Source organism: Anaerolineales bacterium (genome assembly GCA_015075725.1).
Classification (GTDB): Bacteria; Chloroflexota; Anaerolineae; order Anaerolineales; family Villigracilaceae; genus Villigracilis.
Genome location: JABTTV010000001.1, coordinates 825102 through 841246, shown reverse-complemented (window position 1 = coordinate 841246; position 16145 = coordinate 825102). Strand labels below are relative to the sequence as shown.

Below are 16145 nucleotides of genomic sequence, written 5' to 3'. Positions count from 1 at the left end.
TCACTGACATCCGTCTCAAGGAGAAAAAATGGAAGTCGCAAAATTAACGAACGTAACTCGCATCTATAAGATCGGCGAAGTGGAGACACGCGCGTTGAACGGCGTCAGCATGACGATCGGAGATGGAGAATTTACGTCGCTGGTCGGTCCCTCTGGCTCCGGCAAGACGACGCTTCTGCAATTGATCGGCTGTCTCGATAAACCCACTTCAGGCAGCGTGGTCATCAACGGGCATGAAACTACCAACCTCAACCGCAACCAGCGCGCGGACCTGAGAAAAGGCACGATCGGATTCGTGTTCCAGTTCTTCGCGCTCATCCCGACCCTGACAGCCTACGAAAACGTGGAAATGCCGCTTCTTCTCAATGGCAAGTCTCCCGCGCAGCGCAAACAGCGCGTGATGGAACTGCTCGAAGCCGTGGACTTGAAAGACCGCGCGCATCACCGCCCCGATCAACTCAGCGGCGGCCAACAGCAGCGGGTTGCTGTCGCTCGGGCACTATCGACGAATCCCACGATGATCCTTGCCGATGAACCCACCGCCAACCTTGACACGACCAACGGCGAGCAGGTGATGGAGATCATGAAGAAACTCAACAAGGAAACCGGCGTGACCTTCGTCTTCGCCACGCACGACCCGCGCGTGATTAAACATGCCGCGCGCGTCGTCACCCTGCGGGACGGCGTCATCGAGAGCGATAACAACCCGCCGAAAAAATAACATTGGAGTATTTGAATGAAAAAAGCTTATTGGATCATCCTCGTCGCCGCGTTTGCGGTATCTGCCTGCGGTGGGACGAATACACCGGAAGCCATCCCAACTGTAATGGTGGAATCAGGGGATGCGTCTCCTTCCCAACCGCAGTCCTCGAGCGGTGATACTGTCACCGCCTCTGCAGTCGTCGTGCCAGCGCAGTCCGCGCGTTTATCTTTCACGAACATCGCGCGTGTAACGAAAGTCAATGCACAGGCCGGGGACAAGGTCAACGCCGGGGATGTGCTGGTGGAGGTCGACACCTCCATATTGGATGCGAAGGTCCGCGAGGCGGAGGCGAATCTTGCCTTTGCGGAGGTTCAACTCAGTTACCTGGTCCGCAATGTCGGATGCCGGGGTGAAGGCTGCGCGCCATCCTGGAAACATGTGGAAGTGGCGCAGATCGATGTCGCCCGCGCCCAGGCTTTGTTGGATTCTGCCAAAGCGACTCTCGCTTCCCAGTCGGCTCTGACCGCGCCTTTTGCCAGTACCGTTATATCGGTCGATATCTCCCCGTATGAGACCGTCGCTCCGGGCCAGGTTGTGATGGTCGTCGGCGATCTATCGAAGTATCGCATCGAAACCACAGACCTGAGCGAACGCGACGTGCCTGATGTGAAAGTGGGGCAATCTGCCAGCGTTTTCATCGAAGCGTTGGGCGGTGAATATGCCGGGAAGGTCGTGGACATTGCCCGCATCTCCTCCGAGTTGGGCGGCGATGTGGTCTTCAAGGTGACCATCGAACTCGACGAACAACCTGCCGGTTTACTGTGGGGCATGAGCGCGGATGTCGAGATCGGTGTCGGCGAGTGAGGCGGGAATGAATAGAATCTTTTTTATCGGCTTGCTGGTGTTGACCGCCTGCGCAAGCCCTGCGCCCGTCCTACCTGAAGCGACGAACGCCCCCATCGAAAACGTCTCTCCAGAATCGCCCGATTCTGTCGTTGCATCGGCGAGGGTGGAACCTGCGCAAGTCTCGCAGTTGAGCTTCACCACGTCCGCGCTCGTGAAGGAAATTCCGGTAAACGAAGGCGACGCGGTGAAGGCAGGTGATGTGCTGATGGTTCTTAATACACCCGGACTTGAATATGACGTTATCGCGGCGGAAGCAGATTACAAGGCAAAGAGTCAAGCCGCCGAACTTCAAAAAGCGGAAAAAGTTCTTTATGTGGACCCGGATACCGGCAGAAAAGAATGGTATTCATTGCCGCGCGAGGTTTATCTCAAAGCCGTCGCAGAAGCGGACGTGGCAAAAGCTCAATGGGATTCCGCGTTAGCGAATCTCGCCCAAGCCGCTTTGACCGCGCCTTTCGATGGAACGATCGTTGATGTTAACGTCGTCACCGGCGAGCTGGTTCAGGTGAATCAAGTTGTAATGACGATCGCGGATTTGAACCGTCTTGAGATCGTCACCACCGACTTGAGCGAGCGAGACATCACCCGCGTGAAGATCGGTCAGAACGTGAAGGTGACCATCGAAGCAATGGATGTGACGATTTCGGGAAAGGTGATTCGAATCTCCCCTCGGGCAGTCACCCTGGGAGGCGACGTGGTCTTTCCCGTCACGATCGATTTGGATGAACAACCAAAAGGATTGTTGTGGGGCATGAGCGCGGAAGTCGAGATCGCAACGGGCGAAGACTAGGGATCGTGCAGGCGCGTGTTTCGGTACAATTGGGGTCTTATGATCAGTAAAATATTTTCCGTTCTGTTGATTGCGGTCTTCCTCACCTCTTGCATCAGTGTGGAAGTAAACAGGCAGGAAACGCCCGCCCCGTCAAATTTTGTCACCGCGACTCTTGTCCCTACGAAACAGGCGTACGTGCCGCCCACGCTGACTGCCACGCCTGCAATAACATCCACGCCGACATTTGCCGTCACCATCGACCCAAACTGCAAAGACAGCGCGATTCTCCTCCGGGATGTGACCATCCCCGATGGGACTCAAATGAAGCCGGGTGAAAAATTCACAAAGACCTGGGAATTCATCAATAACGGGACCTGCCCCTGGTATGGATACACCCTCAAATTCGCCGCGGGCGACCAAATGAACGCGCCTCTTTCCGCTCCCGTTCCTGAAACGTTGTTAAAGGAAACGGTCCAGGTCTCGGTGGACTTGACCGCGCCCACCTTGAACGGTTCGTATACCGGCTACTTCACGTTGAATGACCCGAACGGAAAAGATGTGCCCATCGGTACGGAAAAGACATTTTGGGTGAAGATCAATGTAGGGAGCGGCGGCACATCTTCGCAGGCGACGGTGCCTGCGGCCACGCAAGCATCTTCCCCTACTGGCGGGAATTGTAATTACACTCAAAGTGCCGCCTATGTGAATCAGATCGCTTCGATGATCAATCAGGAACGTACGAATGCCGGATTAGGAACGCTGACGATTAACTCCATCTTAAGCAGCGCCGCCCAAGCCCATGCCGCGGATATGGCATGCAGCGGGCGCATCAGCCACACCGGGTCAGACGGTTCATCCGCCTATGCGCGGATTCTCTCCTTTGGTTATTCACCGTCCTATTCGGAAGAGATCATTTACGGCGGAGGCGGTCCGCAGGCGGCTATGACTTGGTGGATGAGCGACCAAGTCCATCGCGATGCGATTCTTAATCCAAGATCCACAGAGATGGGCGTCGGGTATGCCTATCTGGCTAGCGGTTCGTATGGAGATTATTTTGTTGTGGAGTTGGGGAGTCCGTAAAAAATTTAATTTACATTGTAGGGGCGGGATTACCCCGCTCCTACAATGTTATTTCATAATATTTCTTATTACAGGCCGATATTCGGGGAAAACATCGCTCGTAGCTTGATTATTCAATCGCTTAACTAAAACTTCGGAAAGCACATCACGGTAATCTGTCGTGACGGCCAAATCACCGGGACCGATGAGTTGACCATCTTCCAACCCGGGCCATTGCCCGTGGACCTTGCCGCCATCTACATTGCCGCCCAAGACCATCATCATGCTGCCGTGTCCGTGATCGGTGCCGAGGCTGCCGTTCTCATAAGCCCGTCGCCCAAACTCAGACATGGTGACGGTGGTCAGTTTGCTCATGTGGTCTGCCATATCGGCATGGAAGGCGGCAAGCCCTTCGCCGAGGTCTTTCATCAGGTTCGGCATGATGCCGTTGAGCGAGCCTTGGGTGAAGTGCGTGTCCCAGCCGCCAAGGTCAATGGCAGAGACTTCGAGCCCCACTTCCGCTTTGATGAGCATGGCGGTTTGTTTGAGAGCAAGACCGAATTCGGTGTCAGGGTAATTGGTAATTGGTGACTGGTAATTGAGCGGGTCGAGTTTTTGGAGGGTATCCATAATAGACAAGGTATCTTGACCGAGTTCATCATTTTGATAAACGTAACTTAGCGCGGCTCGCATTTGTTGCAGGGCGCGTACATCGCCGCCAAGGTGGAAGTCTGCGATGGAACGCAGGGCAGAGACGGGGACACTTCCGCTCAGGCTGCGCTGCGGACGAGTGCCCATACCCACGGCTCGCAAAGGCGATGAGTTGCCTGTGTTCAACGTGGCGAGGTGACGTCCGATCCAACCTGAGGCGGGACCACGCTCATCATCCACGCCGCGTTCCATCAGTTCCATCGCTTTGAAGTGACTGCGCGATTCATCTGGCGCACCGCAAGCATGGATGATGGCGAGTTGTCCGCTTTGCCAGGCTTCGAGTAAAGAACTCATGTTTGGATGAAATCCGAAGAAACCATCCAGATTTACAACTCTTTCATCTTTCATCTTTCTTCCATTATCAGGTCTTGCAATTCCCAATGTTGGGCGTAACGCATAATAAGCGTCTTCGCCATGCGGCACGACCATGTTCAACACATCTGCGGCGCCGCGCAGGAAGACGACGACGAGAGTATCTCCGCGTGGGGCGGTGTTCTTGGGCGCAAAGGATAGACGCGGCATCCAGGTCTTGGTTGGGATTTGTTGAAGCATGGGTAAGGTTTCTAACATAACTACTCCTAAATATTTTCGTCATTGCGAGGGCGGTGTTCGTCCGCCCGAAGCAATCTAATGAGACGATGCGCGAGATTGCTTCGGGCATAGAACAAGAGCGCCCTCGCAATGACGGAGGGCTAACGCCACTGAAAGGCAGGCGACGCAATCAAACTCGCGGCGATGATTTGCAGAGTCTCTTCCTCGGTGGCACCAGCCGAATGGACGGTATCAATCATCCCGTCGCGGGTGAGGCGATCTAACGGCGTGCCTAAAAGCAATGAGGTGAGGGAATCTACATCGGTGTGTAAACTGCCCGTAGAGGCGACATCCAATAAAGCATTGAGGTTGTGTTTCGTCTTGGGAAGTTCGTTGCGAATTAATTCAAACGCAAATTGCCAGCGCGGCATGAGGTTGCCTTGCCATGCGTCGCTCGTGTCGGGGTAGCCGTCGGGCGTCGTCCAGTTGAAATACATTTGCCCCATTTGCATGAGCGGGTCGTGCATGGCAACGCCATCGGTTTCAACGTTGAGCATGCGCAACGCAGAAAGCACAAAGTTGAGCGGACGTTTGTATTTGGGTTGCACGAAGGCGAGACCTTCAAGCAGGATAACGCGCAGAACCGATTTGATATCGCCTTTGGTGGCGAGAAATGTTTGCGCGGCTTTCTCGATAATTTCCTGTGGCGGCTCATCGGCGATGAAGCGACGCGCGAGTTTTGTTGAAATAAATTTTGCAGTGGATGGATGAAGCGCGAGATGTTCGATGACTTGCTCCGCCTCACTCTGACCCGCTTCCTGAATCGCGAGACCCAAAACATTTTTCTCACCGGGTTCGTGCTGGTCTTGCTTGAAGACGAAATCGCCAAGCCAAAAATGTTCTTTGACCGACCAACCCGTGAGACAACGCGCCAGTTGCATGACGTCGTTTTGAGAGTAGCCGCCTTCCACGCCGAGGGTGTGAAGTTCCATCAGTTCGCGGGCGTAGTTCTCGTTGGGCGTGCCTTTGACATTGGCTTGGTTATCGAGATAGGTGAGCATGGCAGGCGAATGCGCGGACGCCCACACCAGATCACGGAAGTTGCCGAGGGCGTGTTTGCGAATCACATCGCGGTCGTCAACGGTCTTGAGATAGAAGCATGGTTCTTTCTCGATGAAGATGTTGAAGTGGTCACTCCAGAAATCGACCATCACTTCGTAGAGTTGACGTTTGCTATAAAGTTGACGCAGAAATGTAGCTTGACGCAGTTCATTGATGGGACGCTCGCGATCATAGCCATCGAAGAGTTGATTGGTGACGGCTTCGATCTCGTTGGCTGACATGGTTAAAGTGTTGAAGGTTGAAAGTTGCAGGTCTAACGTCAGGTCGTTGATGGCTTCGTAATCGAGTTGTTCTTCGATGTAATTCGCCAAGCCGATCTCTGCCAGGCGGGCGCGTTCTTCCACTCTCGCGCCGAAGGTGATGCGGTTGAGCGCGGTGAAGTCTGCCATGCTGAGCGGACTCCACGGGACGGCGGGTAGGTCGTCTGTCAGTCGTCGCAGGGCGGGGGCGCAGGCATTGAGTGCGGCAGATGCAGAGAGGAGGGTGGCGAGTTTGAGGAAGTCTCTTCGAGATAGGGTCATGGTGAATAGTGAATAGGTGAACCGCTAAGCACGCGAGGATCGCAAAGAAAATCTTTTTATCTTGGCGTCCTTAGCGCTCTTCGTGGTTAACTTAAGCCTGAGTTGGTAATGGGCTTGCGGAAGGTTGGGTCTTCTCGCGGGGTGACCAGTTGAGCAGGGCAAAGCCTGTGGCACCGAAGGAGATCAGGATGATGGGAATCCACACGAAGAGCCAGCCGATGAGGGGGAAGAAGGCGGCGAGTTCGAGGATGACGGCGCCGCGAATGAATCCGTTGAGCGGAGTCATGTTGCTGTGTTTGGAGAGTCTCGCGCCGAGATGGGAGGCGATGCCAGCCGAGCCGATGGTGGAGATGGCGAACGCTGCGCCGAGGGTAATCCAGCCGATGAATTTGGCGGGTCCGAAGGGAAGCGCAAGCAGGATGACGATGGGAATGGTCACGGCAATGACGAGGATGAGTCCCAGCCAGAAGGTGCCCCAGGGAGTTTTTTCCACACGTGAATGAGCGCGTGCAATAAGAGATGGGAATAATAGCCACCATGCGGTGAGCATGGCAGGGAAGGCGATTCCGATAATGAGCAGGATGAAAAAGAAGGCAGAAATGTCAGCCATGGATGAAGTCCTTTCGTTTTTGGTTGATGTAAGGGATACAGGGATGGGGTGGGGAAAGTTGCAGGGATTTCAAACCACGAAGGGTCACAAAGGAGCACAAAGGTTTAAACCAAAAAGACGCGGGGTGAGCGCGTCCTTTGATGGAGTATTCGGTGGTTGAGTAGCCTCGCATGTTCTTTGCGAGGCGTATCGAAACCACTAGTAATTGAAGGTTGCTTTGTTAACGGGTGGTTTCGATACGCCACTCGCTGTCGCTCGTGGCTACTCAACCACCGAAGTGGACTTTAACTTTTTTGGAAGAATCCTAAGATCGTTGCACCGATGCCAGTGAAGGTGACATAGGGCAATAGCAGGAACCAGCCGACAAAGGGCAAGGCGCAGGCGATGCAGAGGATGATGGAACCCCAGAGATTGCGCTTCCATGCGGATATGTCGGGGAAGAGGCGTTCGGCGAGGTGTTGGACGGTGGCGGTGAGTCCTATGCTCAAAAGAACGGAAAGAAATGCGAGGATGAGCAAGGCGGGAATGGTGAGAATCCCTTTGACGAAGGAACCTGCGTTCTCGGCAAGCGAGAGCATGACGAAGGCGATCAAACCGAAGAAGAAAAAGTTGACCATGCCCAAGCCGAAGGATCGCCCGGGTGTGAGGTTGAGACTGGTTTGGGTCTTGGCAACGCGGGCGGTGAAGAGTGCGCCGATGACGAGGAAGTAGGCGCTGAGGGTGATGGTCAGCAAGAGGATGATGAGGGTAAGGCGAAGGATGTCGGTCATGAAAGGCTCCTAAGGTTGTCACCCTGAGCGAAAGCGAAGGGTCTCTGGTACGGGGTAGAGATTTTTCGCTTCGCTCAGAATGGCACGGTTAACGATTCTGATTTCTCAATAACAGCCCATTCCCAAAGATCCAAAAGATGGAGACGATGGCGAGGGCGATGAAGAGGGTGGAGAGTTCAGTTACAGGCAAAGGTAATGGTTCGATTTGTGGAAAGTGGAAAGTGGAAAGCATATCCAGAAATGTAATCCATTTAGATTGAACTTCAATGAATAATGATGTAAAGGATGGCATTTCCACTTGGGGCAACATGATGGAGAAGAATGGGATGGCGACGATGAGCGCAACCAGTGCGGCAGCGGCTTGCAGAGATGCTGTCAGCGTGAGCCAGCGTGGGAGTGACGGAGTCAGGCTGGGGCGGGGTGCGAAGCGGGCGGCGATGTCCGTAGATAATTCCACTTCGGGCAGAGAGTCTAAATCTGCGAATAAAGCTTGGAGGGCAGAGAGTCGCGCCGCGCATTCGTCACATGAGTCGAGATGCGTTTCGATCTCTGCGCGGTTGGCAGATTCGTTGTCCAAATATTCGTTGAGTTCTTGGTCAGTCAGGTGCATGGAGTTTCTCCGCGAGAAGTTTGCGGGCGCGGAAGAGATGGCTCTTCACGTCGCTGAGGGGGATGTCCAGTTCGCTTGCGATCTCGTCGTAGGATAGGTCTTGATAATGCCGCAACTCGACAACGACGCGATAATGCAGCGGCAGGGACGCGAGCGCGCTGCGGATCTGCTCGCTTCTCTCTTTGACCTCAACCTGCCTGGCCGGACCTTGAGTTTTATCTTCGTCCCGTTCCTCGTCGAGCGGAGCGGACGGTTTCTGCGCCTCGAGATGGTTCAGGCACAGGTTGGCTGCCACACGGCGAATCCACGGGCTGAATTCGCGTTCGAGGTCAAAGGTGTGCAGACGGTCGAGGGCGCGGATGAAGGTCTCCTGGGCGAGGTCTTCGGCGTCGGCGCGGTTGTGCAGAATGCGGTAGCAGACGTTGAACACGCTCGTTTGGTGGCGCGAGACGAGATCGCCGAAGGCTTCAGCGTCGCCGCGACGAGCTCGCAGGATCAGGTCGCGGTCGGTGGGCGCATTCATGGCTAGAGTTTAATACAGGCGGGAAGGGGAAATAGTTGCAAGGGAAGATCGGTAAATTGGTGATTGGTTGGTGGAAAGTGGTTTACCTCCCGTTTTCTGCTTTCGGCAGGAATTCCGCAAACTCGGCGGGGATTTCGATCCCGAACTTCTCGCACAGTAATTTCACATCGTAGTAATCGTTCTCATCGAGTTTATATCCAGTGTGGAATTTGACCATCCATTCAGGCGTGATGCACTTGACGGGATAACCTGCTATGGAGCCGGTTCCCTTGAGCGAGTCGAAGGGATACTCGACGCCAAAGATCACTTTGCCTTCTTCATCGAACGTGTATGAGTGGATATCGATCAGCCGTCCTTTATCATCCCCCATGACGAAATTGCACTCACGCGTATCGTCGCGCAGAACTTCCTTGTAACCCCGCCCTTCCAGCAAGGCGCGGATATTCGGCACGTCCGCACGTTCCACAGCGATATCGAGGTCGCTGTGCGTGCGGGTCTGTTTTCCCAGCAAGGCGTCCACGCCCCAGCCGCCGTCGATGACCACGCCGATGCCGTGTGCATCGAGCAGATTTACGAGTTCGATCACATCCGCGGCGGTGGTTTGGGAAGTGGGATCATTCATGGACGATCATGGGAATCCGATTTTGTTTCTGCCCGGCACACCAATGAGGAATGGTAGACGAAGAATTTCGTCGCCAGGCGCGGGAAAATCTTCAATAAAAGTTCCTTGATGTAATAATTGACCGTCCCTTTCCAGCCGTACCTGTATCGATGCACGGCGTTTGAGGGATTCGTCACCGTCTGTTTCAAGACCTCCAGGCTGCAGGTCTGGACCAGCCTTCTGAACGTGACGGGCGAATAAAAATTGATATGACCCACCTTATCGAAAACGAAATTGGGTTTCAGACGCAGGGTATCCTCGAGCGGCACTTCCACAAAAACATGCCGGGCGACCCTGGCGGCTTCGTAAAGGAGTTTCCGCGGATATTCGACATGCTCGATGACATGGCTGAGAACCGCAAGGTCGAACTTGAAATCGTTGTAGGGGAGTTCATACCCGTCGAAGAGCAGGCATTCAACCAGGTTGGGTATCCCTTTGTTCTTTATCGCCTCCACGCCGGAGGGTGAGATTTCGAGCGCATGTAGTTTTTCGCCAAATCCCAATTCGGATAATCGCTTTAATATCGCTCCATCGCCAGCGCCGATCTCGAGAATGGTTTCGTGAGGCAGATCACGGCAAAGGGAGACGATGTTGGCGCACTTGTCCACCGCGCCTAATCTCCGCCATTCCGGGTCTCCACTCTCGTAATAATCCTCGTAGTTGGTCTTCAAGCGACTGCTTGTGGCAATGTTCTTCATGATGATTTACCTTGTACAGAAACAATACGCTTTAGTGAGCCTTGCATTTTAACTGTGTCTTGGTCACCAGGGCGGGCAGGGCTGTCTCTCGATTGGAAGAAGGAAAGGATCGATTCTGCGCAGATTTGGTAATAAACTCTTCCCTAGCTAGCCATCGCCGCTTCTCTCGGCTCTGATTTCATAATGCTGGGATCGTTCATCGAAGCGCGCAAGTACCGCTCTCGCCTTCTGCGGGACCACAGCAACTTCATAATCTTCGCCAGCAAACTGGCGGACAGCATCCAGGGAATCGAACTTCATGATCGTGATGAATTCCACCTCTTCTTTGAGTTCGCGGCGAAGCAATTGAATGCCCTTAAAGCCGGGGATGTGGCGGTTTTGAATGCCGACGAAGATCTCTTCCTTGAGTAAATTCTCATAGATGTCTGCGTTGGACGGCGATGTCCAGCCATGCCAGATACGGATGATCATGATTCGTGCCTCTCTCCTGTGGGTGTTGATTTTATTTCCATTTGAATTGGAACGGAGCATTTATAACATGCTTATTCGCCTCACAACAGGCATATCCTGAGGCTGATATATTTGATTAACGCTGAGATGCAGATATAGCTTTGGTTCTCTGCGCTGAAAAAAATATCCACCTATTGTTGACAGGCGCAGATTCGCCGCCTGCCGGGTGTCACATATGTCGCATCCGCTGTGGTTGGCTGCTCGTCCCAATATCCATAAAAATTCCCGCTGGTGGTTTGGATCGCAAAACATCCGAGCCCGCCTTGAGCCGTTTCAAAGAAATCGTCTTGCGCAATGTTCAAGGCTGTTATGATATTTTTGCAATTGCCCGGGGAACCATCCGAGCCTGCATACGTTCTGGTCGCTTCGTTATACCCTCCGTGGGAGGAGCATACATCGCTGCATGAAAGATTTTCACTGCCAAAATACCAACAATACCCTCCCGCTTCCGTGCCGCTGCAGGTGGATGCCGGTGCATCCGTTACATCCTCAGGCGGATTCTCGGCGGGCGGAGCATAGGTGGGTGGAGGAGGAAATAGCTTGTCCCAATTATTTATGATTGCCGCTCCTAAAACCCCGCAAAGACTAATTAATGCGACAATAATAGCGATGCCGGACTCTTTTTTCATATCAGCCTCCTTGCAGCAAATTCGCGAAATTACATCTCCACCTGCTTGTTTTCATTCTACAACTCCCGCGTGCCAAAATCAACTCCCCACTTTCCAATTTCCAATCTATAATCCGCCCCATGGCAAGCATCACCCTCCCCGCGCGGAGCGACACGCAGGCACACCCCAACATCCGCCCCCTCAGCGTCCTGCGGGATCTGCCCCCCGTCGCGGACCTGATCGAGTCCTGCTTCTCGTCCACCATGGATGGCGACGGCAAACGCTACGTGCAGGACATGCGCCGCGCCGGGAGCGACAACTCCTTTTTGCAATGGGCAAAACGCGCCGCCGATTCCACCTCCCTGCCGCTCACCGGCTATGTGTGGGAGGAAGACCGTCGCATCGTCGGCAACGTCAGCCTCGTGCCCTTCCGACGGGACAAACACCGCCTCTACCTCATCGCCAATGTTGCCGTCCACCCTGAATACCGCCGCCGTGGAATCGCCCGCGCCCTCACCTTGCGCGCCATGCAGCACGCCCGCGAACGTAAGATTCACGACATCTGGCTCAACGTCCGCGCCGACAACCCCGAAGCCGTGCATCTTTATGAATCCCTCGGTTTTCTGGAACGCGCGCGACGCACAACCTGGCAAGCCGTCACTGATTCGCGAGTGGAGGGGAACCGAACGGACATTGCCGTCACGAACCGTCATCCGCGCTTTTGGATTCAGCAGCTCGAGTGGCTCTCGCGCCTCTATCCCTCCGACCTTGCCTGGCACAGCAAATGGAACTTTTCTTTGCTCAAGCCCGGATTCCTCAACTGGCTCTACCTGTTCTTCATCGACATCAACGTCCGTCAATGGGCGGCGGTGCGCGGAGAGTCCCTGCTCGCCACGCTTGCGTGGATTCCCACCGGGCGGGGTGAAAGCCTCTTTGCCGCGGCAGGCGAGAGGTCCGACCCCGAGGCATTGACCGTCCTCCTTCAACAGGCGCGGCATGACCTGTATCGTTATTATTCCAACGTCTCGCTCGAATTCCCCGTCAGCCGCTTCGACGACGCCATTCAAGCCGCGGGCTTCAAACCCCAGCGCACCCTGATCTGGATGCAGGCGCCAACTCCCTGAGCGCGCCGGAAAATTATTGCAACCTACTCAAATGCCTCAGCGTACATATTAACAAAAGGAGTCCAAATGACCAAATTCATCATCCGCTGGGCGATCAACGCCGTCGGTTTGTATGCGGCGGTGTGGCTCGTGCCCGGCATCGAATATCTCGGTGATTGGACGGGCATCCTCTGGCTCGCCCTTATCATCGGCTTGTTGAACGCGCTTGTGCGCCCGCTGCTCAAGTTCCTTACCTGCCCGCTTATCATCCTCACCCTGGGCTTGTTCACCATCGTCATCAACACCGTCATGCTTTTGCTCACCCGCACCATCGGGCAATCGTTCGGCATCGGCCTTTCGGTGGACGGGTTCTGGTCCGCGCTGCTGGGCAGCCTTGTGATGAGCGCGGTCAGCATCATCATGAGCCTCATCTTCCGCGACGAGTTGAAAGGCAGGAAGGGTTAATCGTCCAGTGTGATCGCACAGCCGCCTTGCAAGGCGGCTGTTTTTATTTATCGAGCAGGACGTGCTCTCTTGCGCATGTGTGTTCGAATGAACAAAGGATATAATCGCGCGAAAGGAGTCGCTACAGAAAATAAATGACAACACAGCATCATCGATCACGCGGGTTCATCATCGCACTTGTCGCCACGGTCCTTTGGTCCACCACCGGACCGTTCATCAGTCATCTTGTCAAAACCTATTCGCTGCCATCCCTCGTCCTCGCCTTCTGGCGGGACCTTTTTGTCGCGTTTGGGATGCTGGTCGGTTTGACGATATTCAGCCACAAATTATTTGCCCTGGAACGAAAACATTGGGTCTTCATGCTCGTGTATGGATTGACCCTTGCCGTATTCAATTCGTTATGGACCTTTTCGGTTCAATACAACGGGGCGGCGGTCGCCACCGTTCTGGCTTTTTCCTCTCCGGCAATGACGGCGCTCCTGAGCCGCATCATTTTCAAGGAGACCTTCAACTGGGTCAAAGTCGTTTCGATCGCTTTGAGCTTTCTCGGTACGATACTTGTCTCAGGCGCCGCCGATCCCGCCGCGTGGAAGTTGAATCCGCTCGGTATCGTATTTGGATTGCTGACCGGTTTGATGTTCGCCTTTTACAACCTGTACGGCAAGGCCGCCGGTGACCGTCATATCGATTCGTGGACGGCTTTGCTTTATAGTTTTGCCTCGGCCACGTTCTTTCTCTTCTTCTTCAACATCGCCAGCGACCTGTTCATCACAAGACAGCCCGCGCTCTCGAACATGCTCTGGCTCGGTGATTCTCTTCCGGGTTGGGGCATATTGTTCTTTCTTGGGGTTGTTCCCACCCTCGGCGGGTTTGGTTTATACACACTGAGCATCCGCTATCTTTCACCGACGATCTCCAATCTCGTGGCCACGCTCGAACCGGTTTTTACCGCAGTATGGTCTTATCTTTTCCTAAGCGAGATTCTGACCGGTATTCAATTGGGCGGAAGTTTTCTGCTGTTACTCGGGTTAATTCTTTTGAGGGCAGGAGATCACAGTTAAACAAGGTGACGATCTCTTTCGAAGCGACTGTCACCTTGTTTGCGTCCGTTGGATTATGGCCGTCCACCTGCGGGCACGCAAGCCAATTGAGTTGAGTTGGGTGGTATCTGACAAGTCCCGGTCGTCGGACCGACCGAGCAGCTTGCGCCTTGGGATAACCCCATGCAAGCGTTGATGGCTTCCTGCGGAGGTTGACTTCCCTGCCCCTGACCGCCTCCAGTTGGACCTGTAGGCTGATTCTCACCAGAGGGTTGATCCTGTCCCTGTGGACCGCCACCCTGGCCTTCACCTGACGAGACCGCGCGCACCGACGGAGTCCCGTGGAAACACCCGACCGTATAGGGGAATTCATGAGTGGCGTGATAGTGATACATCTCCACCATCTGGCCGTCCCATTCGATCACATGCGTGTGGCCGTGACAATCATCGAGGTCTTCATTGGTCACTTCGCCGCCGTCCTCGCTGTAGTAACCGTAGATGCCGTACCCGTCGAAGGCGTAACCGACAAGTGAGGAATGTCCGCTTGTGGATATATCCTCGATGCAATCGCTCAGGCTGTGATAATGATAGAAGCCGGATTGCTGCGGATGCCCATCACAGCCATCCTGCACTTCATGAGCCACAGCATCGCGTCCTTCTGCGTCGAAGGCGTTGAAGATGACGACACCCGAGAGCATGATACCTACTTCGCCACCGACGCAATTCGGTTGGGCCGCCGCGCTGGGGTTCGCAGGCACGCTGAAGCTGACTGTTTGCTCACGGATCGAATTCGGGTTTCGGTCCACCGCATAGGCGTCATCGCTCGGCGAGACGGGGAAGTTCCCGGTGGGATGATCGGGCAGGTCGTTGCCGGTGAAGATGCGTTGATCGCCCTGCAGTGTGATGGTGAACGAATGCGGCCAGGTGACAGAGCCATTCACAACCGCTTTCCTGGTCGCATCCCAGGTTCCGTCCCCGTTCATCCACGAGCCGGTGCCGGTTGCTCCACCGCCGTTGAATTGCGTCTGACAGGTAAACACGTACCCAGCTTGCGGGCTTGTGGAGTACTTGCCGTCGCCCAATTCAAGACGGGTCAAGTCCACGTCGGAATGATGGAGATGGTCCGCATCCGCTCCGCCTTCGGGAGCGGGATCTTCTGTCAGGACAGGTTCGGACGAATCCGCTTCAGGCTGGGAATCGCCCGATGCGCCGAGTCCGCCCGAGGTCGGGGCGGGAGGCGCGCACGCCGTAATGGCGATACAAACGCTCACAAATACAACCAATAATTTATTTCGGTTCATCTCATTCTCCTTTGGTGAGTTGATTTTCGATATTATATGGATGTGAACCGTAGGTGAAGAGTGTGTAAAATCATCTTCCGCTGGGTTATCCCGTGAAAAAAAGAAAAAGACCCATGACGCCTGTCATGGGTCGCAGAAATTAGACGAGGATGTTTACTGGTTTAAATCCCAGATCAAGCGCAATCCTTCGAGGGTCAGCCAGGGGGCGATGATATCGATAACCTGCGTCTCTTTTGCAACCACTTCTGCAAGTCCTCCTGTTGCGACAACTTTCATATCCTTCCCCAACTCCGCGCGGAAGCGGGCGACCATTCCCTCGACCATGCTGACGTAACCGAACAACAGACCCGACTGCATGGCATGGACGGTGTTTCTTCCGATGACCGAAGGCGGCAGTTGCAGGTCGATGCGCGGAAGTTTGGCGGCGCGGGTGTAGAGCGCTTCGGCGGCGAGGTTGATTCCTGCTGTGATCGCCCCTCCGAGGTATTCTCCATCTTTTGTGATGGCGTTGAAAGTGGTCGCAGTGCCGAAATCGACCACACAAGCCGGACCGCCGTAAAGTTTCATCACCGCCACAGCGTCGCAGATGCGATCCGCGCCAACGGCTTTCGGGTCTTCATAGCGGACCTTGATGCCGGTCTTGACTCCCGCATCCACCACGAGCGGTTCCTGTTTGAGATATTCGCGGCAGGCCTGAATCACGCGTCCGGTGAGCGGCGGGACGACGGAAGCCAGCGATATGCCTTCGATATCTTTGATAGTCTTACCCGCGTTTTGAAGCAAGCCCAAAAACTGCAGGCCGTATTCATCGGGCATGCGGTTATGGTCGGTGGCGAGGCGCCAGTGCGCGCCGAGCTTTCCGCCTTCGTACAAGCCAAGTGTCAGGTTGGTATTGCCGATGTCTATCGTGAGGAGCATAGG

At 54.6% G+C, this 16145-nt stretch carries 19 protein-coding genes; 7 read left to right on the top strand and 12 right to left on the bottom strand.

Annotated features, from left to right (window positions below):
* The first annotated feature begins 28 nt into the window (after positions 1–28).
* From HS100_04050 to HS100_04035, 4 genes are read left to right on the top strand one after another with little or no spacing between them, the layout of a single operon-like run.
* Complete coding sequence (locus HS100_04050) at positions 29–721, top strand: ABC transporter ATP-binding protein (protein MBE7433063.1); 693 nt, start codon at positions 29–31, stop codon at positions 719–721.
* Between the two features lie 15 nt (positions 722–736).
* Entirely contained in the window at positions 737–1567 is an 831-nt protein-coding gene (locus HS100_04045; protein ID MBE7433062.1) for an HlyD family efflux transporter periplasmic adaptor subunit, read from the top strand.
* A gap of 7 nt (positions 1568–1574) precedes the next feature.
* A complete protein-coding gene (locus tag HS100_04040) occupies positions 1575–2399 on the top strand; it encodes an efflux RND transporter periplasmic adaptor subunit (protein ID MBE7433061.1) in 825 nt (274 codons plus the stop codon).
* A 39-nt stretch (positions 2400–2438) separates the two neighbouring features.
* Entirely contained in the window at positions 2439–3461 is a 1023-nt protein-coding gene (locus HS100_04035; GenBank protein MBE7433060.1) for a hypothetical protein, read from the top strand.
* A 48-nt stretch (positions 3462–3509) separates the two neighbouring features.
* Here HS100_04035 and HS100_04030 read toward each other — a convergent pair whose 3' ends face one another.
* The 10 genes from HS100_04030 to HS100_03985 form a co-directional block, all read right to left on the bottom strand.
* Positions 3510–4721, bottom strand: a complete 1212-nt coding sequence (locus tag HS100_04030; protein ID MBE7433059.1) for a DUF1501 domain-containing protein — start codon at positions 4719–4721, stop codon at positions 3510–3512.
* A gap of 122 nt (positions 4722–4843) precedes the next feature.
* Positions 4844–6325, bottom strand: a complete 1482-nt coding sequence (locus HS100_04025; protein ID MBE7433058.1) for a DUF1800 family protein — start codon at positions 6323–6325, stop codon at positions 4844–4846.
* Between the two features lie 91 nt (positions 6326–6416).
* Positions 6417–6935, bottom strand: coding sequence for a hypothetical protein (locus tag HS100_04020; protein MBE7433057.1), 519 nt, complete (start codon positions 6933–6935; stop codon positions 6417–6419).
* Between the two features lie 284 nt (positions 6936–7219).
* On the bottom strand, positions 7220–7705 hold the full coding sequence (locus HS100_04015; GenBank protein ID MBE7433056.1) for a hypothetical protein: 486 nt from the start codon (positions 7703–7705) through the stop codon (positions 7220–7222).
* Positions 7706–7793: 88 nt separating this feature from the next.
* The gene (locus tag HS100_04010; protein MBE7433055.1) at positions 7794–8315 is read right to left on the bottom strand and encodes a hypothetical protein; all 522 of its coding nucleotides are present in this window, start codon (positions 8313–8315) and stop codon (positions 7794–7796) included.
* The gene (locus HS100_04005) at positions 8302–8838 is read right to left on the bottom strand and encodes a sigma-70 family RNA polymerase sigma factor (protein MBE7433054.1); all 537 of its coding nucleotides are present in this window, start codon (positions 8836–8838) and stop codon (positions 8302–8304) included. The genes HS100_04010 and HS100_04005 overlap by 14 nt, the downstream gene beginning before the upstream one ends.
* An 82-nt stretch (positions 8839–8920) precedes the next feature.
* Positions 8921–9460, bottom strand: a complete 540-nt coding sequence (locus HS100_04000) for a nucleotidyltransferase family protein (GenBank protein ID MBE7433053.1) — start codon at positions 9458–9460, stop codon at positions 8921–8923.
* Positions 9457–10197 carry a class I SAM-dependent methyltransferase gene (locus tag HS100_03995; protein ID MBE7433052.1) on the bottom strand — a complete coding sequence of 247 codons (741 nt, stop codon included), beginning with the start codon at positions 10195–10197 and terminating at the stop codon, positions 9457–9459. Before HS100_03995 ends, HS100_04000 begins: the two co-directional genes overlap by 4 nt.
* Positions 10198–10344: 147 nt before the next feature.
* Positions 10345–10668 carry an antibiotic biosynthesis monooxygenase gene (locus tag HS100_03990; GenBank protein MBE7433051.1) on the bottom strand — a complete coding sequence of 108 codons (324 nt, stop codon included), beginning with the start codon at positions 10666–10668 and terminating at the stop codon, positions 10345–10347.
* Between the two features lie 170 nt (positions 10669–10838).
* Positions 10839–11336, bottom strand: a complete 498-nt coding sequence (locus HS100_03985; GenBank protein MBE7433050.1) for a hypothetical protein — start codon at positions 11334–11336, stop codon at positions 10839–10841.
* A gap of 119 nt (positions 11337–11455) precedes the next feature.
* On the opposite strand from HS100_03985, the gene HS100_03980 reads away from it, so the two are divergent.
* The 3 genes from HS100_03980 (at position 11456) to HS100_03970 (ending at position 13944) form a co-directional block, all read left to right on the top strand.
* Positions 11456–12439: a GNAT family N-acetyltransferase gene (locus HS100_03980; GenBank protein ID MBE7433049.1), complete on the top strand. Its 984-nt coding sequence runs from the start codon at positions 11456–11458 to the stop codon at positions 12437–12439.
* Between the two features lie 66 nt (positions 12440–12505).
* Positions 12506–12883 (top strand): phage holin family protein, encoded by a 378-nt coding sequence (locus tag HS100_03975; GenBank protein MBE7433048.1) that lies wholly within the window; start codon positions 12506–12508, stop codon positions 12881–12883.
* A 134-nt stretch (positions 12884–13017) separates the two neighbouring features.
* Positions 13018–13944, top strand: a complete 927-nt coding sequence (locus HS100_03970) for an EamA family transporter (protein ID MBE7433047.1) — start codon at positions 13018–13020, stop codon at positions 13942–13944.
* A gap of 53 nt (positions 13945–13997) precedes the next feature.
* Here the strand turns inward: HS100_03970 and HS100_03965 are convergent, their stop codons facing one another.
* Positions 13998–15224 (bottom strand): YHYH protein, encoded by a 1227-nt coding sequence (locus HS100_03965; GenBank protein ID MBE7433046.1) that lies wholly within the window; start codon positions 15222–15224, stop codon positions 13998–14000.
* Positions 15225–15377: 153 nt separating this feature from the next.
* Entirely contained in the window at positions 15378–16142 is a 765-nt protein-coding gene (locus tag HS100_03960; GenBank protein MBE7433045.1) for a type III pantothenate kinase, read from the bottom strand.
* Positions 16143–16145: the final 3 nt, after the last annotated feature.